At 50.5% G+C, this 20,652-nt stretch carries 22 protein-coding genes and 1 other annotated feature; all 22 genes read right to left on the reverse strand.

The window, feature by feature from the left end; genetic code table 11:
- Positions 1–378: 378 nt before the first annotated feature.
- The gene (locus GC101_RS35795) at positions 379–1,893 is read right to left on the reverse strand and encodes a LysM peptidoglycan-binding domain-containing protein (protein WP_343049734.1); all 1,515 of its coding nucleotides are present in this window, start codon (positions 1,891–1,893) and stop codon (positions 379–381) included.
- 225 nt (positions 1,894–2,118) lie between these two features.
- Entirely contained in the window at positions 2,119–3,000 is an 882-nt protein-coding gene (ilvE, locus tag GC101_RS17305) for a branched-chain-amino-acid transaminase (protein WP_039300474.1), read from the reverse strand.
- A gap of 4 nt (positions 3,001–3,004) precedes the next feature.
- Positions 3,005–3,892 (reverse strand): prephenate dehydratase, encoded by an 888-nt coding sequence (pheA, locus tag GC101_RS17310; protein WP_042217035.1) that lies wholly within the window; start codon positions 3,890–3,892, stop codon positions 3,005–3,007.
- Complete coding sequence (thrB, locus tag GC101_RS17315) at positions 3,889–4,869, reverse strand: homoserine kinase (RefSeq protein WP_171718255.1); 981 nt, start codon at positions 4,867–4,869, stop codon at positions 3,889–3,891. The genes pheA and thrB overlap by 4 nt, the downstream gene beginning before the upstream one ends.
- A 60-nt stretch (positions 4,870–4,929) precedes the next feature.
- A complete protein-coding gene (locus GC101_RS17320; protein ID WP_171718256.1) occupies positions 4,930–6,216 on the reverse strand; it encodes a homoserine dehydrogenase in 1,287 nt (428 codons plus the stop codon).
- Positions 6,217–6,313: 97 nt separating this feature from the next.
- Positions 6,314–6,751, reverse strand: coding sequence for an ACT domain-containing protein (locus GC101_RS17325; protein ID WP_039300484.1), 438 nt, complete (start codon positions 6,749–6,751; stop codon positions 6,314–6,316).
- A gap of 153 nt (positions 6,752–6,904) precedes the next feature.
- Positions 6,905–7,660, reverse strand: coding sequence for a hypothetical protein (locus tag GC101_RS17330; RefSeq protein ID WP_171718257.1), 756 nt, complete (start codon positions 7,658–7,660; stop codon positions 6,905–6,907).
- Positions 7,661–7,675: 15 nt separating this feature from the next.
- Positions 7,676–8,422 carry a hypothetical protein gene (locus tag GC101_RS17335; protein WP_171718258.1) on the reverse strand — a complete coding sequence of 249 codons (747 nt, stop codon included), beginning with the start codon at positions 8,420–8,422 and terminating at the stop codon, positions 7,676–7,678.
- 5 nt (positions 8,423–8,427) lie between these two features.
- The gene (locus GC101_RS17340; protein ID WP_171718259.1) at positions 8,428–9,600 is read right to left on the reverse strand and encodes an SPFH domain-containing protein; all 1,173 of its coding nucleotides are present in this window, start codon (positions 9,598–9,600) and stop codon (positions 8,428–8,430) included.
- A 322-nt stretch (positions 9,601–9,922) separates the two neighbouring features.
- Positions 9,923–11,233 (reverse strand): GTPase ObgE, encoded by a 1,311-nt coding sequence (obgE, locus tag GC101_RS17345; protein ID WP_171718260.1) that lies wholly within the window; start codon positions 11,231–11,233, stop codon positions 9,923–9,925.
- Between the two features lie 15 nt (positions 11,234–11,248).
- Positions 11,249–11,989, reverse strand: coding sequence for a Spo0B domain-containing protein (locus tag GC101_RS17350; protein ID WP_171718261.1), 741 nt, complete (start codon positions 11,987–11,989; stop codon positions 11,249–11,251).
- A gap of 216 nt (positions 11,990–12,205) precedes the next feature.
- On the reverse strand, positions 12,206–12,517 hold the full coding sequence (gene rpmA / locus GC101_RS17355) for a 50S ribosomal protein L27 (protein ID WP_020429282.1): 312 nt from the start codon (positions 12,515–12,517) through the stop codon (positions 12,206–12,208).
- Between the two features lie 17 nt (positions 12,518–12,534).
- Positions 12,535–12,870 carry a ribosomal-processing cysteine protease Prp gene (locus GC101_RS17360; RefSeq protein WP_042139581.1) on the reverse strand — a complete coding sequence of 112 codons (336 nt, stop codon included), beginning with the start codon at positions 12,868–12,870 and terminating at the stop codon, positions 12,535–12,537.
- Positions 12,871–12,882: 12 nt separating this feature from the next.
- Positions 12,883–13,194 carry a 50S ribosomal protein L21 gene (gene rplU, locus GC101_RS17365; protein WP_036698983.1) on the reverse strand — a complete coding sequence of 104 codons (312 nt, stop codon included), beginning with the start codon at positions 13,192–13,194 and terminating at the stop codon, positions 12,883–12,885.
- 14 nt (positions 13,195–13,208) lie between these two features.
- Positions 13,209–13,294, reverse strand: a sequence feature (ribosomal protein L21 leader region).
- 123 nt (positions 13,295–13,417) lie between these two features.
- Positions 13,418–14,659: an Rne/Rng family ribonuclease gene (locus GC101_RS17370; protein ID WP_171718262.1), complete on the reverse strand. Its 1,242-nt coding sequence runs from the start codon at positions 14,657–14,659 to the stop codon at positions 13,418–13,420.
- A 31-nt stretch (positions 14,660–14,690) separates the two neighbouring features.
- Complete coding sequence (locus GC101_RS17375) at positions 14,691–15,536, reverse strand: M50 family metallopeptidase (RefSeq protein WP_171718263.1); 846 nt, start codon at positions 15,534–15,536, stop codon at positions 14,691–14,693.
- Positions 15,529–16,383 carry a M23 family metallopeptidase gene (locus GC101_RS17380; RefSeq protein ID WP_171718264.1) on the reverse strand — a complete coding sequence of 285 codons (855 nt, stop codon included), beginning with the start codon at positions 16,381–16,383 and terminating at the stop codon, positions 15,529–15,531. The genes GC101_RS17375 and GC101_RS17380 overlap by 8 nt, the downstream gene beginning before the upstream one ends.
- A gap of 204 nt (positions 16,384–16,587) precedes the next feature.
- On the reverse strand, positions 16,588–17,382 hold the full coding sequence (gene minD / locus GC101_RS17385) for a septum site-determining protein MinD (RefSeq protein ID WP_042139584.1): 795 nt from the start codon (positions 17,380–17,382) through the stop codon (positions 16,588–16,590).
- 5 nt (positions 17,383–17,387) lie between these two features.
- Complete coding sequence (gene minC, locus GC101_RS17390; RefSeq protein ID WP_171718265.1) at positions 17,388–18,047, reverse strand: septum site-determining protein MinC; 660 nt, start codon at positions 18,045–18,047, stop codon at positions 17,388–17,390.
- Between the two features lie 81 nt (positions 18,048–18,128).
- Positions 18,129–18,659 carry a rod shape-determining protein MreD gene (mreD, locus tag GC101_RS17395; protein ID WP_171718266.1) on the reverse strand — a complete coding sequence of 177 codons (531 nt, stop codon included), beginning with the start codon at positions 18,657–18,659 and terminating at the stop codon, positions 18,129–18,131.
- Positions 18,659–19,537, reverse strand: coding sequence for a rod shape-determining protein MreC (gene mreC, locus GC101_RS17400; protein WP_171718267.1), 879 nt, complete (start codon positions 19,535–19,537; stop codon positions 18,659–18,661). Before mreC ends, mreD begins: the two co-directional genes overlap by 1 nt.
- Before the next feature lie 58 nt (positions 19,538–19,595).
- Complete coding sequence (locus tag GC101_RS17405) at positions 19,596–20,630, reverse strand: rod shape-determining protein (RefSeq protein WP_039300524.1); 1,035 nt, start codon at positions 20,628–20,630, stop codon at positions 19,596–19,598.
- Positions 20,631–20,652 lie beyond the last annotated feature (22 nt).

Consider the following 20,652-nt stretch of genomic DNA (forward strand, 5'->3'; position numbering starts at 1 on the left):
GATTTCCGATACTCACTCGTTGTTCAGTTTTCAAAGATCAAGCTCGTTGTCAGCGGCGCTTACCGCGTCACCAGCAACTTTTATAATATATCATGTTTCTCATCTGAATGCAACACTTATTTTTCAGAAGCTGTTTACATACTCGTCAGAGTAACATGTCCAATCTTGTGAAAAGGCTTCCGCCTCGCGACTGGATTTATAATATACCATGCATTTATTACTAAAAACAACCCTCAATATTTACCATTTTAAAAATGGTTCTATAGAACTCCATAGTTATACTATACAAGTCTCTGTACCTGTAAAATTCCAAAAAAGTGCAGCAAGCCCGCACCCTATGCGTGACCTGCATGCACTCCATAAACTATAGTTTCAGACTTAGTTAGAAATCCATGGATTCTTATTCTTTTTGGCTGTACTTGAACGTCCGTTTGAGTTTGAACCTGTTTTGGAAGAAGTCTTAGCTTTGGCGGTGGTTGTCTGGCTGGAAGTTTTCACTTTTGCCGCCGCTTTGGAAGCCCCGCCCTTTGCATTCTTCACTGACGGCGTTTCAGCGCGTCCTGCTTCAGGAGTCTCCGCTGCTTCCTGCACTGCAGGCTCTGGAACCTGGATTTCAGGTACACGGTTATGGGCAAAGTTCTCCATACCGGGGTAGGACGGATAAGCCGGAATATTCGATACCATTGGCTGATCGTACACCGGTGACAGCGCACTAGGCATTGAATTCATTTCTGCTGAATAAGGGGATACCATTCCCGGCTGCGGCATACCATACACCGGATACGTATTGTACATAGGCTGCATTGCTTGCTCATACGGATAAGGCTGAATAGACATTCCGCCGCATCCGCAGGAAGGCCAAGGGAGATTGACCGGCTGGCCGCTATACTGCGGAGATACAAAAGATGCGTTATCGTTCACCGGGCTCACTGCGGACATTGCCGCATTGTTATAGTCTGGCGCAGCGTTCGGGTACCAGGCTCCGGGATAATCTCCTGCAGGATAAGCATAGTACGGCGGGCAATCCGGCATGAAAGCTGCAGGCTGAATGTAGTTAGGCGCAGCGTTTATATCCATCATTCCCATGGGCTCATACACAGGATACACCGGCGGACAATTCATGAAATACGGGTTCTCATTCAGACCAGGATAACCTTCGCTCTTGTCGCATGGAGAGACTTTACCATCGTTCCATGCCGCTGGCTGAACCTCAGTTTTATGTGCTTCTTTGGGCATCTCATATGTGATGGCTTCTTGTGCCGGAACTGAGATTTGTACAAATAAGCTTTGTTTCTCATGAACGATTTCCTGAATCGGCATCACTTCGGGTGCTTTATTGGGTGCAGGATTAGGCGCCGGTACAGGAGCAGCAATGGGAACCGGGACAGCTTCTGCGGCAGGGGACACGACAGGAGCCGGCTTTTCTATGGGCCCGGTATAGGTTTTTCCGCCAATAGCTGTTTTGTCTACGACTGCTGGTGCTGTGGATTGTGCCTGAATGGGAGTAGTATTAGCTTTTGCCGGAGAGACAGACTGAGCCTGAATAGGAGAAGCAGTATTAGCTTTCTTAGGGATATTCACTACTTCCCCTGTCATCAGAACATTGGGATTCTTAAGCTGCGGATTGGCATCAATCATGTCCTTCAGCGTAATGCCCCATGCTTTGGAGAGCTTCCACAAGGTATCGCCTTGCTTGACGGTATGCTTGTAGTAGACCTCACTGTTATCTGGCACAGGTATCGGGGCTGCCGGTATTTTGACCTTATCTCCGACAGCGAGTACATCTGGATTCGTGATTTGCGGATTGGCCTCAATTATTTTTTGCAGCGGCACTCCATACTTCTGCGATAACGCAAACAGCGAATCGCCTTGCTTAACAATGTGTATTTTCACGCAGCATTTACCTCCTAATAAGTATCTGTTGATCGACGTTGCCCCCCGGTTCAGGGATTACTGCACTTCAGCATGGTATATGCGGTACAGCCGCCTCCTTCGTTACTACATCTTATGCAGCCCATGGGCGAATGACATCCCTAATACAAAAAAAATCCTCCCATAGCTCTATGGGAGGATTGCTGCTATATTCATTCATTGGTTTGCGGAATAACTATTAAGGAACTATTCCCACACCTTGTAACCGTCTTTATCCACAACATTGCGGAATTCTTCAAGCAGCTGCAGGGTAATCGGACCGGCGTGACCGGAACCGATAATCCGGCCATCGATTTCACGGGCCGCAATAACTTCGGCTGCGGTACCGGTGAAGAAAACTTCATCGGCAATATATACATCATGCATGGTGAACGGCTCTTCCTTCAGCGGCAAGCCCAGTTTCTCACATAGCTCGATAATCGCCAGACGGGTAATTCCTTCAAGCGCGCCCAAATAGCAGGGAGGCGTGTAGACTACTCCTCTTTTGATAATGAAGATGTTGTCGCCCGATCCCTCGGTTACATATCCTTGCGCATTCATCATGATCGCTTCATCGGCTTCCGCCAGATTAGACTGGATTTTCACCAGAATGTTGTTGAGATAGTTCAGCGATTTGATCTTCGGATTCAGCGCATCCGGGATATTACGGCGCTGGGATACCGACACGGCACGGAGTCCGTTCAGATAAGCCTGTTCCGGGTAGATCGCCAGCTGCTCTACAATAATAATGACACTGGCTTTGGGACAGCGGCGCGGATCAAGCCCCAGGTTACCGGGACCGCGCGAAACAATAAGTCGGATATACCCGTTACGCATCTCATTAAGACGGATAGTCTCAGCCATAGCCTCCAGCATCTCATCATACGTCAGCGGAATCTCCAGCATAATCGATTTGGCCGAATCATACAGCCTGTCCAGATGCTCTTTGCATTTGAAGATGTTGCCGTTATAAATACGGATTCCTTCGAAAATACCGTCTCCATATAAAAAGCCGTGATCAAATACTGATACCTTAGCATTGTCCTTCGTTACATGTTGTCCATCCAGATAGATCCATTGTTCAGCCATGAACTTACTGCACCTCCGCTTTCTCTTCCTCATAGGTGTATGTGGGATAGGACCCCAGAATCCGTACCTGACAGCCCAAGGCCTTGATCTCTTCGATCGCCCCCGGAAGCAGCACAGACTCTATCGGTTCCAGCACATCAATATAGAAATAATAAGTACCCAGTTTCTTCTTGGTCGGTCGTGATTCAATCCGCGACAGATTCAGCTTCCGCCAGGAAAATGCAGCCAGCACCTGATGCAGCGCACCCGGAAAATCCTCAGGCAGCGTCACAAGAATACTCGTCTTGTCCCCGCTGCTCTCTAGCGGCAGCTCCAGCTTCTCCTGGCCAACAAGTACAAAACGCGTGTAATTGTTGTTATGGTCTGTAACCTGCCGCTCCACGATCTCCAGCCCGTGCGTAGCTGCCCCCAGTGACGTACCGATAGCGGCCCAGCCCTTGCCGGGATTATCCTTTACAATCTCAACGGCTTCGGAAGTGCTGCCTACAGATTCCAGCTCCGCCCAAGGTGCGGCTTTGCGGATGAACTGCAGACATTGTGCCATAGCAACCGGATGGGACAGGATTTTGACAATCTTCGTATAATCCTTATGCCCGCTCCCATCCGTGAATTCCTGCGGATTACCGATCAGATTCTGCACCGACGGAAAAATCCACTCCGCCTGCATCGGCAGATTCACCTCGTTAATGAGCCAGTCAATATGCAGGCTGACCGAGCCTTCAATCGTATTCTCAATCGGAATCACACTGTAATCCGTAACTCCGTTCGCCGTAGACAGAAAGACATCGGATATCAGCTTATGATGCTCAATATTTACCGGGTTACCCCCAAATAAATGCAGCAGCGCTTCATGCGACACCGAGCCCTGAGGCAATACCGCTATTGATTTCATGACTGTAATTCTCCTTTTATCATATCCAAAAATGATCCGTTTTGCATCCCGTTTCTTTCAAGCAGCTCCGTGGTAACACCTGAAGTACATGGCGACAGCCATACAGTCCGGGAAGGAATCCCATTCTCCTGCATCGTCGCTGTCAGGAAATGCTCAAGTTCCTGCTTCTTATCGCTGCTACGGTCCACCATACATAACAATGTAGGGCCTGCGCCGCTTAGAGCAATCCCCAGAGCACCACGTCCCGGCGCCTCGGCAAGCAGCTTCTCCATCCCAGGCACCATGGGAGCACGGTACGGCTGATGCAGGCGGTCCTGCATCGCTCTGCCAATCATATCGAGCCGGCCGGCGGAGAGTGCTGCAGTTAGCAGTGAGGTACGGCTGATATTATGGACAGCATCGCCCATTGTAACTTCGGCAGGCAGCAGCCCTCTTGCTTTGACTGTCTCCAGCTCAAATTCAGGAATAACCACAAGCACTTCCAGCGCCTGTGGAGGCTCTATCCGGATATAATCGGCATGCTGCCCATCCCATGCTGCTGTAATAATCCCCCCGAAGATGGAGGCTCCAACATTATCTGGATGCTTCTCAAGCGCTGTGGCCATATCAAACAGCTTCGCAGACTCAAGCGGTGAACCAATCATAGCATTAGCTGCGGCCAATGCGCCAACAATCGCGGAAGCACTGCTGCCGAGACCCCGGGTGAGCGGAATTTCTGAATACATCGAGATGGATAGCTCGGGGACCGAAACCCCAGCTTCTGCAAACACCATCTGGGCTACCTTGTAGAGCAGATTGCTTTTGTCACGGGCGATACCCTTCATCTCATCACCATACAGGTGAAATACCGTTTCTGCCGCCTCTTCCATCTCAATCCAGGCATACAGTGACAGTGCCATGCCCAGTGTATCGAAGCCCGGACCGAGATTGGCGGTGCTGGCAGGGACTTTTACTCTAGACCTTCCGTAAATACTCATGGCGTGGGAAATCTCCTTCGTTATATTTGCACGCAGCCGATGAATCTCGGAATGCGGTACTCAGCCTTCTACACGATAATGGCTTTTGATACGGTGAATGACGTTCAATTGCTCTAAATGCCGCATTACTTTATTCATACTCGCCTTGCTGGCATTGTGCGTTACAATAATGATTTCTGCATCCGGATTATTAGTATTGGCCTGCTGCACTACGGAATCCAGACTGACATCATATTCGGCAAACACTTGAGTAATCTTCGCCAGCACACCCGCTTTGTCATCTACGTGCAGGAGGAGGAAGTTCTTGTAGAAGATATCTTCATCGCTCTTCAGCTTCTTCTGCTTATAGGGGACAATCTGCTTAAGCCCATTCACACCCAGCTTCAGATTCTTAATTACAGCCACAAGATCTGCCACAATTGAGGTTGCGGTAGGCATTGCGCCTGCTCCGGCACCATAAAACATCGTTTCCCCTACAGCTTGCCCATACACATATACGGCATTATATACTCCGTTCACGGATGCAATCGGATGGCTCGCACGGATCATCGTAGGCTGCACACTGATGCTGAATTCTTCATCCTGGCGTTCGGCAATGCCGAGCAGCTTCATCTCATAACCCAGCCGTTTGGCAAAAGCAATATCCTCTTTGCTCACGCCGGAAATCCCGCTCACACTAACATCGCTGAGTTCAACGTTGGTCCGGAAGCCAAGGGTGCCCAAGATCGCCATCTTGCGGGCAGCATCCAGACCCTCCACGTCGGAGGTTGGATCAGATTCAGCATACCCGAGTTCCTGCGCTTCCTTCAGCACATCCAGATAAGACGCGCCTTCCTGGCTCATTTTGCTAAGTATGTAGTTGGTTGTCCCGTTAACGATACCCATAATCTTCATAATCTTGTCAGAGGAGAATCCTTCAATCAGTGTACGGATAATCGGAATGCCTCCAGCCACACTGGCCTCGTAGAACACATCACATTGCTTCTCCTGAGCCTTGGCCAGAATCTCCGAGCCATGCAGGGCCATCAGGTCCTTATTGGCTGTAACGATATGTTTGCCGCGCTCCAGCGCCTCAAGAATGTACTCTTTCGTTCCCGCAATGCCGCCCATGACCTCGACAATGACATCAATTTCCGGGTCCCGGATAACCTCCCACGGGTCATCGGTGATCTTGGATGGATCGACTTCAATTTCCCGCGGCTTCTCCGTATTCTTCACGGCAATACGTTCAATCAGGATCGGCGAGCCTACCTGGCTGCTCAAATCCTCCTGATTCCCTTCAACGATACGGACTACACCCGTACCTACTGTACCCAAACCCAGCAATCCCACTTTAACCGGCTTCATTTGTCTCCTCCTAAAAGTTTTGCGAGCATCTGCTCCTTGTATTCACTTCAAGCAAAACTCACTTCGTAAGCATAGGCTTAAGTTTTATGAAGCAATATTAACCCTGGCCGATAATTAACGCCCGCTTCACACCCGAGATTGCCTTTAGACTATCCAGTAAATCGCCTAATTCTTCATTTAAATGAGAAATTTCCACAGAGATCACCACGTTGGCCCGCCCCTGCAGCGGTATACTCTGGTGAATCGTCAGCACGTTGGCCCCGTGGACAGCTACAGAACCCAGCACTTTAGAGAGCATACCTGATTCGTGCTCCAGATCTATCGAGATGGTTACTATACGCTCACGTTCCAGCTGATGAATCAAATGAATTCCGTCTTTGTATTTATAAAAAGCGCTGCGGCTAAGCCCAACCTGCTCCACGCCCTCGTGTACCGTTTTGGCATCTCCTGCTTCCAGCAGCTGCTTGACCTGCATGGTCTTCAGTACAGCATCGGGCAATATGTCCTCCCGGACCAAATAATAGCGTTCTTTCACGAACGTCCTCACCCCAAAGACTTTTGTATGTACATAGTGGACATTATACGGGATTGAAGACTTAAATTGCAACACTTTTTCCTCTGTCAGCATGTGACCTTGAATTTTCAAAAAAGGCTATTCCGCCCGTTAATCAGGAGGAACAGCCTTCACCTAACTGTAAGAGACGGTCGTACCGCAGTAGTCACAGCTCTTGGACTGCAGAGGGGAGACGGTATTCTGCGCACCACAGCCAGGGCAGCGTATAGACTTCGGCTGCTGCTGCGGTCTTGGCGGCTGATATACCGTTTGTCCGCCCGGGGAAGAAAATGGCGATGAATCCGCCTGATTAACCGGAGCATCAGGCTCAGTATCCGCTCCCTCACTGAAGAGCAGCCCGGAGTCCAGCACCCCATACTTCTTGAGGTAGATCAGATCCCGATTCACATCCGCCTCACTTTGCCCGGTACGGTCAGCCAGATTTCCAATATAACGTACTCTGCCGGCAGTGATTAGCTGCACATATTGATTGGCGAGCTGGGAGAAACGGAATCTGGCTTTGGCCGCCCTTTTGGCAAAAGCTGACGCGGGCAGGAGCAGAACAAGCGCAAAGAGGAATAACATTATAATTAGCGTCATGACATCGATCCCGTCGTCACTATATATAGAATAAAGGATAAAGCCCATCATCTGCACAAATCCCCCTACAAAAACATGATACAGCAGGCTGTAGTTGACGGGTTTGCGGTAATTTTTGTAATGTGTTCCAAAGAAGCGGATCAAAGCAAGCACAAGCCCGAGCGGCATCACAAGGTAGCCCACTCCAATAGTTACATAGTCAAATGTTGTCCGCTCATATTTGGGCAGACCGTCAGACGGCTGGCCTTCCCGGCCCGGCAGCAGTCCCTCTAGCTCATTCATGATACCCATTCCGTAATCTTCCTCCTATTTAAGTGCCGCCAGCTCCCGGTTGCGCCGCTGGAGCGTGCCGGCAATACTATCCGTCAATTCCTGTGTTTCCGCTTCCCAGCCGGCTGGCGGCTCCTTCAGTACAAGCAATAAGGCAACGTGGTCATGAAGCAGAGAAATCTGCTGGCTTATCATATCCTCGGTTGCGGCCAATTCCGGATTCGAAACCGGATCACTGTACTGGAACTTTTCCCCCAAGGAATCCACCAGTTCAGTCAAACGAATGGATTCCGGATGCTTCCAGCTCCCCGCAAGCTCTCTAATCTCACGCAGCTCCTGCCGGTAACGCCGCAGATTCCTTGAGGCATCGGCATCCCTCTGTTCCTGAGACGCTGCATTCCGGCCATATAACCCTATCGCTTCCAGAACAGCCACAGCAGTAACCAACACAACTAGCTGCACTCCCGCATACCAGAGCGGGCTCAGTTCCAGAATCCAGTCAAGCAGCACAGCTAACGCAATTACCACGAATACATATAGGGCAATAATCCAAGCACCGCTCAGGAGTAGCGGTGAAGTCCTGCTGACATCAGGAGCGGAACGCAGCCAAAATACGCAATAACCATATACGGCAGTCTCAGCAATGCATACGGCAAGCAGGGTCACTATGAAACGCACCAGCGACTCAGAAAATCCAAGCATGAAGAAGGAGAAAACAGTGACCGCCAGAACAGCAGCATAAATGACAGTGATAAGCCCCGTGTAAGACCTTTGTTTATTCATCCGGCTCACCCATTAGCCGCCCTTGTTCCGCATTCCGCACAGAATTTCTGGCCGGGCTGCAGTTCATGCCCGCAACCCGTGCATTTCATGATCAGGCTCTCCCCGCAGTGCGGGCAGAATTTGGCGCCGGGAATTACCGGCTTGCCGCAGTTGCGGCAAGTACTGCTAGCTGCTGCCGGCACCGGCTGCAGGCTCTGACCGCAGCCGGTACAGAACCGCGCATCTGCCGGGTTAAGCGTTCCACAGCCTGCACAGGATTTGGAATTGGTTCCCGGTCCCGCCGCTGTTCCGCCGTCCAGTGACATGCCGCGTGTCATCCTGTTCATCATATCAGTCGCAGGTCCGGCAAGGCCAAAGCCCATACCAAGCCCCAGGCCGGTATTCATCATCCCGGCGCCTAAATTACCCGGATTCCCTGCGGCTTCCTCCATGGTATCGAAGCTGCGTTCCTGCTGATAGGTGAAGCCGATGATGTCCATCTCTGCTTTTTTGGCTAAAGCCTCTTTCAAGCGGAGTATGGCAGGATCATTATCAGGAATGTTAATGGAATCAATAAAGAAATTATTCAGCTCGATCCCGCTATCCAGAAAGGACGACGCCAGACGGCCTTGTATATGCTTCGAAATTTCTACGACATAGGCATTGATCTCCAGAATGCTGATTTTTTTGTGTACCAGATAAGAAGAGATCAATTCATTAATATTGGACATCAGCAGCCCGCGGAAATAACTCACCATAGTGTCCTGATCAAATAAAGGCAGCGTCCCCACCAGCTTCAGCAGGAATTTGCGGGGGTCCTCAATCTTGACTCCGAATTGGCCGAAGGCACGGACAGAGATCATGATTTGGTATTTGGGATCCTGCAGCTGCAGCGGCGAACTTGTCCCCCACTTGACGTTCATAGAGTTCATCTTGTTCACGAACCACACTTCCGCTGTAAATGGTGATTTGCCGCCGAAGGGCAGATTCACTACATTCGACAGAATCGGGATGTTCGCCGTGCTGAGCGTGTGACGTCCCGCTGTGAAGGAATCGAGTGCCTCACCGCCTTTGAACAGAATCGCCTCTTGTGATTCATTCACAATCAGCTGTGTCCATGTGCCCAGCTCCTGATTAGGATATTTCCAGGCGAAGACGCCTGCAGGCCCGTCATATTTGACTACTTCAATAATTGCCATCTGCCTATTCCCTCTTTCATGACAGGTTTGTATTTATATTATCGGTTGGTTCAGCTGGAAATTAGTGCTTATTGCCCTTAATTATATACGGGGATTTCCTTATTTGGATTCGGTTACAGATAAATCGGTCCGCCCATAACCTATCCCTATTCTTCAGCCCACATATGATTGTAGTAAATTTAGCCAAATATTTAAAGCATACTTTATACAAAGCCGTTCTTTTATTCCCCTGTCTATTAAAAAAGCCGGCTGTGTCCCCTCACGGGAAACACAGCCGGCATATTCAAAGCTGCATGACAGCATTCAGCAGCAAGTGCAGATATTAATAGTAGCTGCTGTTCTCAACAAACTCGAATTCGAAATCAGCAATGCGCACAATAGTGCCTTCTACAGCACCGCGCTTGCGCAGTTCGGCATCCACACCCATGTGACGCAAGGTACGGGCCAGCTTGAGGATAGCATCATGTGTACTCAGCTGCATCCGCTTCAGCATCCGCTCAATACGCGGACTAGTGACTACAAATGCTTCATTGTCGCGGGTAATGGTGAAGGAATTATCTTCTTCCGCTTCCAGCTTGTACACCTTGCGCTCAGTAGTTTCAGCCACTTCTTCAACGACCGGTGCGACAGGAATACTATCCAGTACGTCTGTTGCCCGGTAGAGCAGTTCCTGCACTCCCTGACGGGTAAGCGAGGAGATCGGCATGATTTCAAGATCCGGACGAAGCTCCGCCACACGCTCGCGGAAGGCCGCAAGATTCTCTTCGGAATCAGGCATATCCATCTTGTTCGCCGCAACGATCTGCGGACGGTCAATCAGGGCAGCGTTGTATTGCCTCAGCTCGTCATTAATCATCACCCAATCCTCGAAGGGATCACGGCCTTCAGAGCCGGACATATCCACGACATGAATGATGATACGTGTACGTTCAACGTGGCGCAGGAACTCATGTCCAAGCCCCACACCTTCACTCGCACCTTCAATCAGGCCCGGCAGATCCGCCATAACAAAGCTGCGGCCATCCCCAACGTCAACGACACCAAGGTTTGGTGTAATTGTTGTGAAGTGATAGGCACCAATCTTCGGCTGGGCAGCAGATACTACCGACAGCAATGTAGATTTACCCACACTCGGGAATCCTACCAGACCTACGTCTGCCATTACCTTCAGTTCCATTACGATATAACGCTCCTGGCCTTCTTCGCCGTTCTCGGCAAGCTCCGGCGCAGTGTTGTTTGCAGTCGCAAACCGGGTATTCCCCCGGCCGCCACGGCCGCCGCGGGCCACAACGACCTGTTGTCCATGACGGGTCATATCGGCAATGATCTCCTGGGAATCATCATCAATCAGCACAGTTCCCGGAGGAATGCGCACGATCATGTGATCAGCGTTTGCCCCGTGCTGGCTCTTATTGCGTCCCTTAATTCCCTTATCGGCCTTGAAATGGCGCTGATAACGGAAATCCATCAGTGTACGCAAGCCTTCATCTACACGGAAAATCACATCTCCGCCGCGGCCGCCATCTCCGCCGGCAGGACCGCCCTCCGGTACATACTTTTCACGGCGAAACGCCACAAGACCATCTCCGCCGTCGCCGCCCTTAACATAAATCTTAGCTTTATCTACGAACATTAATGTTCACCTTCCTTACATCTCCAGCGGTAAACGCAGTTCTACATAGCTTGTGCTCGGCTGAAACTGCTCCGCCTTCATGATTTTTCCTTGTACTATATTATAAATTTGCCCCTGCAGCAGTTCGGGATTTCCATGATCTCCCTCACCTTCGAAAGAGATAAGAATGTCTCTTCCCTCCTGTGAAAATCCGAGCCGAAGCTTCCGCGCTTCTCCTTGCGGTGCAAGTCCGCTGTACTGGTACGCCCTAACGGTCTGCATAATCACAGATGTCAGCTCATCGCCTGTTTCGAGACTGAGCTTGTCCTCCAGCTGTAGCCCTTCTTCCACCTCTATTTCCAGCTCCAGGCTGCTTCTGTAGGTACGGAAGGATTGCAGGTAGAACACCAGTGAAGGAACCCCCAGTTTGGCGATACGGCTGTCCAGCGCGATACGCTCCTTTATTCTTTCCACACATAACACGGATTTATCAGGCTTGCCCAGCTGGATATATCCGTAAAGCACCTGCAAATCGTTCATCCAATCATGACGATGGTGATTCAGTGTCCGGTTTGCCGCCTGCTGCAGAGTCTTCTCCTGTATACGCAGTTCCTCTTCATAATGACGCCGGTTGTAAAGAAAGCTGAATGCAAGCACTGCCGCTACCCATACACCGAGCAGCAGGCATGTGAAAAGGGAGGGTTGCCAATACACGAGACCTAAAGGAAGCACTGCGGATAACATGACTGCCCAGACAATAATTTTCCAGGATTTCATTCTTTCTCCCCGTCCCTCGGTTCGCAAAATTCATTCCAATGTAGCGGTTGCTTATCTTGCTCGATATTTTTCATTTCCCAGTATAACACAGGCTTTCCCTGCAATCACCAGCATTCCTGCCGGGTGTTTGACTTGAATTCTATAGGTGCGAATATTTTCAAAAAAAGCCCCCGGCACTCATGCCGGAGGCTTCTCATCTAAATAGGTTCCGAAAGCTTACGCTTCCAGTGCCGCTGCTACCGGAGCGACATCAACCGGATACACGCTCACTTTTTTGCGATCGCGACCCCAACGTTCGAACTTCACTACGCCGTCCACAAGTGCGAACAGTGTATCATCCTTACCGATACCCACGTTAGTGCCCGGGTGGATTTTTGTTCCGCGTTGACGAACCAAGATGTTGCCGCCGGTTACTGCTTGACCGTCAGCACGTTTCACGCCAAGACGTTTAGAGTGGGAATCACGTCCGTTCTTTGTGGAACCTACACCTTTTTTCGATGCGAATAATTGAAGATCCAATTTCAACATGTTGTCAACCTCCTTCTTCAAATAATGACTTCCTGTATCTGAACAAATTTTCTGTAAGATTTAGCGATATCTTTGAGCATCAGCACCATGGATTCCAGCAAAAGCTGCACCTTGGCGGAGACTTCAGGATCATTCACGGGAACCAGGGTTCCACTCAGAAATCCATCCTTCATCGAAGTATCCAGGACTACACCGGTCAGGCTTTCAATCGCATTCACAGTTCCAACCGTAACGGTCGAAACGCCCGCGCAGACGATGTCTTTACCATTCCTTGCGTATTCCGCATGCCCTTTGACGGCAAAACCGACAATGACACCTTGAGCAGAAGCCCGTGTAATCCGCACGTTAATCATTAACGCACCTTCTTACGCCTGAATCTTCTCGATAGTTACTTTGGTGTACGGTTGACGATGGCCTTGTTTCTTGTGGTAGTTCTTCTTAGGTTTGTATTTGTAAACTACAACCTTATGACCTTTACCATGTTTCTCGACTTTGGCTGTTACAGACGCGCCGCTTACCAGCGGAGTTCCTGCAGTCAAACCACCTTCGTTAGAAACAGCCAAGACACGGTCAAACGTTACGCTTGCGCCGTCTTCAGCTTCCAGCTTCTCAATGAACAACACGTCGCCCTCTTGGACTTTGTATTGTTTACCGCCAGTTTCGATAATTGCATACATTGTACTTGCACCTCCTCATGTCTCAGACTCGCCTAGTCTAGGTGGCAACCCCCGGAGGAATTGCACTTGATATACCCGATCGGAGCGGTTACAGCATGTGCAGGAATTTAACAACCAAACACATACTTGAAGATATTATCATACTAATTAGCCCAAGTCAAGTAGAAAGCGGCTTTATCATCCTTTTAACAGACGGTACCCTCTTAGCGTGAAAAAAACTGCCCTACTCCAGCCATGTCCCTACTTTGCCGGTCCCGCCGCAGCATTGACAGATCACCGGAGCAAATCCGGCCGAATCATGCCTCGCCTTCTTGCGGGTCATTTCCAGCAGGCCCAGATGGGTCCAGCCGAGAATATGCGTCTTGGTGCGGTCACGGCTGATGATGCTCTCCAGCTTCGCGATGACCTGCTTCCGGTGCTCCTCCCGCTCCATGTCAATGAAATCAACGATAATAATGCCGCCCGTATCCCGCAGACGGACAAGCCGCCCGATCTCTTCCGCCGCCAGCAGATTGGTCCGTGTCACAGTATCCTCAAGATTCGTCCCGCCGGTGTACTGAGCCGTATTCACATCAATAACAGTGAGCGCCTCTGTCTCATCCCAAATGAGCGTAGCCCCTCCTTCAAGGATGATTTTGCGGCTGAAGCTCTTATGAAGCTGCTCCCCCACCCCATATGCCGAGAAGATGGACTCTTGTCCACGATAGAATCCTACAGGCTTGTACCCTTCGGGAGCCATATCTGTAAGGAATGCTTCCGCCTCTTTAACCGCCTTGGCCGAATCAATCATCAGCTCATCACGCTGCGGGTTGAAGGCATCCCGGATAAACCGCTGAACGATGCTCAGATCACAGTGCAGCAACGCCGGCGCGTCCGCTTCCTTAGCCCGCCGGGTAATTACTTCCCACTGGGCCCGCAAAAAGGCCAGATCCCCTTCAACAGCCTCCACAGGCTCGTCCTCGGAGACTGTACGCATAATGATTCCTTCTTCACCCTGACGCAACCGTTCGCCGATTCCTTTAAGCCGGCTTCGCTCGGATTCACGGCTGATTTTTTTGGAAACCCCGACATACTCGGCAAAAGGCATATACACCATCCAGCGTCCGGGCAAGGTATAGTGGGTAGTCACCCGCGCCCCCTTGCCGCCACGCGGCTCTTTTCTCACCTGGACGACGATCTCCTGACCGGGCTGCAGCAGCGTCTCAATAGAGGGCTTCACCTCCGGCTGCTTCTCCAAATGGGGATGCAGTACATCGTCTACATATAGAAAGGCATTCTTTTTCTGTCCGATATCTACAAAAGCCGCCTGCATACCCGGCAGCACATTCATAACCCGACCTTTATAATAACTCCCGACCAGGCCTTGCTGCTGATCGCGTTCAGCCGCATATTCCACCAGCCTCCCGTTCTCCAGAAGTGCCATACGAGTAATATGCTGTGTGCAGTGAACGATCATTTGTTTCATGGCTTCACCTCTGGTTTGAATCATTCTAGCTTTATATTCCGAAATAAGAAGAAATCAGACGCTGCTCAGGGAGAACAGCCACTATATCCCTGTCATCGTTCATTACATAGATAAAATGATAATGGTTACGTTTAAATAGACGCAATATATCATCCAAAGGTTTCGCAGAGAACGCAACTATTGGCCGGGCAGCGCTCTCCGACTGCAGATACCGCTCATAGATCTGTTCCCTGTTCATCAAAAAGGCAACAAACCGGTAAGGCAGGTTACGCTGGTCCGTTACGTTGGAATATAGCAGAAAGGCACCAATCATCAGCAGGTTAAGACGGAGTCCGCCGCCGGTTCCCAGCGGAAGCAGGGCGAACACCACAACAAGCAGACTGGCCGCAATACTGACTCTGCCGATCCACAGCAGGGTGTAATAATACGGAAGCAGCAGGCTTAGAGCTGCCTGCAGGATTTTGCCTCCATCGAGCGGAAGCACCGGCAGCAGATTGAACAGCGCGATCATAGCATTGGCGCCGATGAAATAATCCAGATAAGCGCTGCTGCTGCCATACTCCGCTTGCTTGAGGGCCAGCGCCATCAGGATCATAATCCCGTTCTGAAGCGGTCCGGCAAGGGCAATCCCCATTTCACGTCCGGCTGTCAGCCGTCCATGATCCTCAATGACCGCTACTCCCCCGAACGGCAGCAGTTGCACGGACTTGACGGTAACCCCGGTCAATAGTGCCGCACATACATGTCCGAGTTCATGGATAAATACAATCGAAAACAGAGTAATAATTTCAAGGAACTGTCCGGTGAGCACGGAGAAAAACAGAATCAGCACGAAGAGCGGATGCAGTGACAGCTCAATACCGAAGATCCTAATCAAACGATACCACTTCAGCAGGATCAATATAAGACTTGTCTTTCATAATCGCAAAAAAAAGCATCGGAATCTGTGCATCCTCTGTCCCCTGAATCCAGCCTACTGCATCTCCGCTCTGTACCCAGTCATCCACCGCGAGCCGCGTCCCGCTCAAATGGCCGTATTCCGCCGTTATATTTCCGGTATGGCGGACGGTGATCCGGATGCCTCCCTGTGCTTCTTTGGACACGGACAATACGCGGCCCGTATCTACACTTTCCACTGTGACACTCGAGCCTGAATCATCTGCCGGTATCACTTCGACCCCCTTAAGGGACGCGGCAAAGGGACGCGCAATGCTTCCCTCCAAGGGGGCGCTCAGTTCATGAACGGCTGTCACTTTCTCTGCCGGCACCTCTTTATCTCCGAAGATCGGAATGAACGAAGGGGCTCCATTGAAATGCTCCTCATACCACACCTGCACTGCGGCGAAATCCATATCATTACTGAGTGCGCCAGTAATGAAATACTGCGACTTCACGGCCCACGGCTCACTCACTGCGAAGATTCCCCACACCGCTCCGAAGACCAGCAGGCTGGCTATCGTCCTCCGCATGAAACCTGCGCCAAATCGCGGCCCATCCCCGCCTTCGTCCTCCCAGCTGCTGCGCTGCTTCTTCCACATTACCTCAGGATCAGGTTCCGTTGAAGCAGTGAATTCATTTCGGGGACCCGCCCCCCATTCCCTGAATGGGATAGTGTTGTCAGGCAGCGTGAAAAGCGCAGGCGCTGATCCGGCTTCGGTCTGATCCTCTAATAAGCTCTGTATACGTTTCTTACGGCGATTTTTGATATCTCTCTCGTATTCCATATTGATCCCTCCGGACGGGCTTGTTTTACTTCCATTTTATGAGTAGCGGAAGCTGCTTTAGAACAAGCCCTGCGGGAGATAACTACCAAGCGGAAGTGGAGGTACCGGCCTTACTCCGTATATTCGCACAAAAAAACCCGCCAAGGATTTCTCAGCAGGCGGGTCAAGACGAAAGATCGCTATAAACAAGTGCCTGGCCAGGGTTCAGCCCATTCCAAAAAATTTCTTGAACTTCTTAAAAGCACCCGGTTTCTGGTCCAGCTGCATCAACGGTACCGCATCGCCAAGAATACGCCGGGCAATATTGCGGTAAGCAATTGCTGCTGAAGAATTCGGATTCATCACGGTAGGTTCACCGCTGTTCGCTGCCTTGATGACCAGCTCATCATCAGGCACAATCCCGATCAGATCAATATTAAGCACCTGAAGAATATCCTCGATATCCAGCATATCGCCGGATCTCACCATTCCCGGACGGATACGGTTGACCACCAGCTTCGGCGATTCCACATGTGACTGCTCCAGCAGACCGATGATCCGGTCCGCATCCCGCACCGCAGCATGCTCCGGAGTAGTGACCACAATAGCTTTGTCGGCCCCTGCAATGGCATTGCGGAAGCCGTGTTCAATTCCGGCCGGACAATCGATCAGAATATATTCGTATTCCTTCTTGAGTTCAAGAATAATATCCTTGACCTGCTCCGGTGTGACTGAGGTTTTGTCTTTGGTCTGGGCTGCAGGCAGCATATACAGCTCTTCAAAACGCTTGTCTTTGACCAGCGCCTGATTCAGACGGCAGCGGCCTTCCGCCACATCCACAAGATCGTAAATGATCCGGTTCTCCAGCCCCATGACTACATCCAGATTCCGCAGTCCAATGTCAGTATCGACCAGACATACTTTTTTGCCCTGCAATGCAAGCGCGGTCCCAATGTTGGCTGTTGTGGTTGTTTTGCCAACTCCGCCTTTGCCCGAGGTTACGACAATCGCTTCTCCCATGGAGGCTACACCCCTTTAAACACATTTAAATCCTGACGTAATTTGACTATATTATGAATTTTGTCGATTTGCATAGCACCGCCTGATAAATAGGCAAATTCCATGCTGCTCTCCCGGGTTCCCCATTCATCCGGCGGCCTGCTGATAATATCAGCAATCCGGAGCTGGGTAGGAGCCAGCAGCGAAGCCGCAATAATTGCTTCCTGATTGCCGTTGATTCCGGCGTGTGCCATCCCTTTAAGCGCTCCAAGAATATAGATATCCCCCGAGCAGGTGATGGTTCCTCCCGGATTCACATCGCCGAGAAACAGCAGGTTGCCCTCATGATGCAGCACCTGGCCGGAACGGAGCATTCCGCTCATCATAAATAATGCTTCCGTATCCTTCTCTTCAGGGTCCTCCAAGGCTTCAACGGAACGGATTAATAAGTTCCCCTGGCTTTTGAGGATATCTAGAACTGCCTCTTTATCTTCTTCGGTAACAGAACGGTTGCCCAGCTTGATGTCCACATGCACAATCGGTCCGGTCAGAATATTTTGATGGCTGTGCTCCAGCTTGTAGCGAAGCTCGCTTAAGAGATCTTCAAAGGGACACTTGTCGTCTAGCAGGAATACCAGGCCATCCTTGATGCCCTTAATCCTTACATGCTTGGATTTAACTGTCATATGCCTGTCCCCCCATCCTCATTCATTCGTGCCGGGCCGGGCAAATTCCTTCTTTATAGGATAAGAAAATGCAGCAGCGGCTTAAGCAGCTTCTTCTTTGCGGGTCTCTTTCTTCAGTAGCTCCAGCTGGCGCCGGAGCGGGATGTAGAGAAGCAAGCCGATGGCAAAATGAAACAGCATAGTAGGCAGCATATGGTGCAGGAGCGCCCAGTTATAGGGCTCTTTACTCAGATTAAAGACACTGTAAATGGCAAAAAGCATGCTGTCCTCCAGCAGGCTGCCCAGCAGCACCACCGTCATCATCAGCGGCAGAGGTGCACGCGGAATCTGGAATATCAGACCAATCAGATATGCGGATAAGCCCATTGCAAAAGAATGTGCCCCAAGAATGCGGCCATAGAACACCACATCATGCAGCATTCCGAAGGATAAACCAAGAATAAGTGCCGTATGACGGTGATGGTATACCGTCACAAACAGGATTACGATGAACACGAGATCAGGGATAATCCGCATCTCCCAGGCATTCGGAATCAGCCAGGGGAGAATAGTGTCTTCAAGGATAAATAAGAGGAACAACAATAGAATTAGAACGGATCTGCGCATCCTCACTATTCCGCACGCTCCTCCGTAAAGACAACGAAGAGTTCCTTCCAGTCCTGGAATCCTGCCGCCGGCTTGATGATTGCAGTGGAGGTTAAACCAAACTCCCCAGTCTTCACCTCTTGAACCGTACCGATGGTCATCCCGAGCGGATACAGTCCGCCGATGCCGGAAGAGATGATCAGGTCATCCTTGGCAACCGGATTTCCTGCCGGAATTTTGTTCATCATCAGCATACCGGTCTGCTGGTCGTATTTCTCAATCATCCCAAAGGTTTCGCCTTCCTTGTTGAACACCGTTGCCGCAATCGCCGGCTGGGAGTTGGGATCATTGATGTCCATCATCGTCATCAGCTTGACGGTGGAGGTGAAATTGCTCACATTGCTTATCACCCCAACGAGCCCTTCGACGGAAGTTACGGACATATTCAGCTTAATACCGTCCTTAGCCCCGAGATCAATGACCAGCATGTTGTTGCTTGGCTCTGTCGTCAGGCTGACTACATTAGCGATATGATACTCATAGTTATACAGATTCTTTTGAGCTTCAGTGAATTGAAGATCTATTTTATATTGCTCATTCCGGGCTTTAATGAAGTTATACTGCGCCTTATCCCGGGCGTATTGCGCTGCCAGGATTTTGAGCTGCTTATTCTCTTCAGCCAGATCATGCAGGTTCCCGATATCTTGGAACAAGCCCGCTACGTATCCAGCGGGCTTGTAGAACAAATTCTGCACGAAACCGGTCGTATCTCTGAGGAAGTTCTCCGGCCAGGACAAGGCTTTCCTTTGTCCCAGGCTGAAGCCCATCACCACGATAAACATAACCAGTGTAATCAGCAATATAAATAAACGTTTATTATTAAACAGCTTAAACAGTTTCAACACCCTCTAACAACCGAATTTCTCCCACATCAGGGGTTGACGTTCACAGGTCAGAATTGTCCTAGCGTTTGGAACGAAGACTCGAACTGCTGCGGCTCTTGAACAAATGAATATTCTCGAGTGCCTTGCCTGTACCAATAGCTACACAGTCCAGCGGATTCTCGGCAACGATAACCGGCATTCCGGTCTCACGCGCCAGCAGCTTGTCCAGGTTACGCAAAAGTGCACCGCCGCCTGTAAGCACAATACCGCGGTCCATAATGTCGGCAGCAAGCTCAGGCGGACATTTCTCCAGCGTTACTTTTACAGCTTCAACAATAGCATTCACTGTATCCGACAAAGCTTCACAGATCTCATCAGAGGTAATAGTCAGCGTCTTAGGAAGTCCCGTTACGAGATCGCGGCCGCGGATTTCCATAGTTTCGGCTTTCTCGAGCGGCAGAGCAGAACCTACATCCATCTTCAGCTGCTCCGAAGTGCGTTCCCCGATCATGAGATTATACTGGCGTTTGATATATTGGATGATGGACTCATCCGCTTCATCGCCGGCTACGCGCACAGAACGGCTTGTTACGATACCGCCGAGTGAGATGACCGCCACTTCGGTAGTTCCGCCGCCGATATCCACAACCATGCTTCCTGTAGGTTCCCATACCGGGAGATCTGCTCCGATGGCAGCGGCAAAAGGCTCTTCAATGATATAGGCCTCACGCGCTCCCGCCTGCTTCGTTGCATCTTCAACGGCGCGTTGTTCAACAGCCGTAATTCCGGATGGAACACAGACCATGACATTCGGGTGGCGCTGGAACATCGAGCGCTGCTTCTGTGCCTGGCGGATAAAATATTTGATCATTGTTGCCGTAGTATCAAAATCGGCAATGACCCCGTCCTTCATCGGACGAATGGCACGAATGTTGCCCGGTGTGCGTCCGATCATTTTTTTGGCGGACTCCCCTACAGCTTCAATCGTCTTAGTATCAGTGTTAATGGCTACCACGGAAGGCTCTCTTACAACAATCCCTTTACCGCGCACGTAGACAAGCGTATTCGCTGTCCCCAAGTCAATTCCTAAATCTTTCGTAAAACCACCTAACATCTTGTATGCTCCTTTTCCTTGT

Origin of the sequence: Paenibacillus phytohabitans, from assembly GCF_013141775.1 — a bacterium.
GTDB lineage: Bacteria > Bacillota > Bacilli > Paenibacillales > Paenibacillaceae > Paenibacillus_AQ > Paenibacillus_AQ phytohabitans.

Bases quoted from the DNA above. Each gene is read 5' to 3' on its own strand.
- ilvE (WP_039300474.1), bottom strand. From the start codon at position 3,000: ATGGCTGAACAATGGATCTATCTGGATGGACAACATGTAACGAAGGAC.
- pheA (WP_042217035.1), bottom strand. From the start codon at position 3,892: ATGAAATCAATAGCGGTATTGCCTCAGGGCTCGGTGTCGCATGAAGCG.
- thrB (WP_171718255.1), bottom strand. From the start codon at position 4,869: ATGAGTATTTACGGAAGGTCTAGAGTAAAAGTCCCTGCCAGCACCGCC.
- GC101_RS17320 (WP_171718256.1), bottom strand. From the start codon at position 6,216: ATGAAGCCGGTTAAAGTGGGATTGCTGGGTTTGGGTACAGTAGGTACG.
- GC101_RS17330 (WP_171718257.1), bottom strand. From the start codon at position 7,660: ATGGGTATCATGAATGAGCTAGAGGGACTGCTGCCGGGCCGGGAAGGC.
- GC101_RS17335 (WP_171718258.1), bottom strand. From the start codon at position 8,422: ATGAATAAACAAAGGTCTTACACGGGGCTTATCACTGTCATTTATGCT.
- GC101_RS17340 (WP_171718259.1), bottom strand. From the start codon at position 9,600: ATGGCAATTATTGAAGTAGTCAAATATGACGGGCCTGCAGGCGTCTTC.
- obgE (WP_171718260.1), bottom strand. From the start codon at position 11,233: ATGTTCGTAGATAAAGCTAAGATTTATGTTAAGGGCGGCGACGGCGGA.
- GC101_RS17350 (WP_171718261.1), bottom strand. From the start codon at position 11,989: ATGAAATCCTGGAAAATTATTGTCTGGGCAGTCATGTTATCCGCAGTG.
- rpmA (WP_020429282.1), bottom strand. From the start codon at position 12,517: ATGTTGAAATTGGATCTTCAATTATTCGCATCGAAAAAAGGTGTAGGT.
- GC101_RS17360 (WP_042139581.1), bottom strand. From the start codon at position 12,870: ATGATTAACGTGCGGATTACACGGGCTTCTGCTCAAGGTGTCATTGTC.
- rplU (WP_036698983.1), bottom strand. From the start codon at position 13,194: ATGTATGCAATTATCGAAACTGGCGGTAAACAATACAAAGTCCAAGAG.
- GC101_RS17370 (WP_171718262.1), bottom strand. From the start codon at position 14,659: ATGAAACAAATGATCGTTCACTGCACACAGCATATTACTCGTATGGCA.
- GC101_RS17380 (WP_171718264.1), bottom strand. From the start codon at position 16,383: ATGGAATACGAGAGAGATATCAAAAATCGCCGTAAGAAACGTATACAG.
- minD (WP_042139584.1), bottom strand. From the start codon at position 17,382: ATGGGAGAAGCGATTGTCGTAACCTCGGGCAAAGGCGGAGTTGGCAAA.
- minC (WP_171718265.1), bottom strand. From the start codon at position 18,047: ATGACAGTTAAATCCAAGCATGTAAGGATTAAGGGCATCAAGGATGGC.
- GC101_RS17405 (WP_039300524.1), bottom strand. From the start codon at position 20,630: ATGTTAGGTGGTTTTACGAAAGATTTAGGAATTGACTTGGGGACAGCG.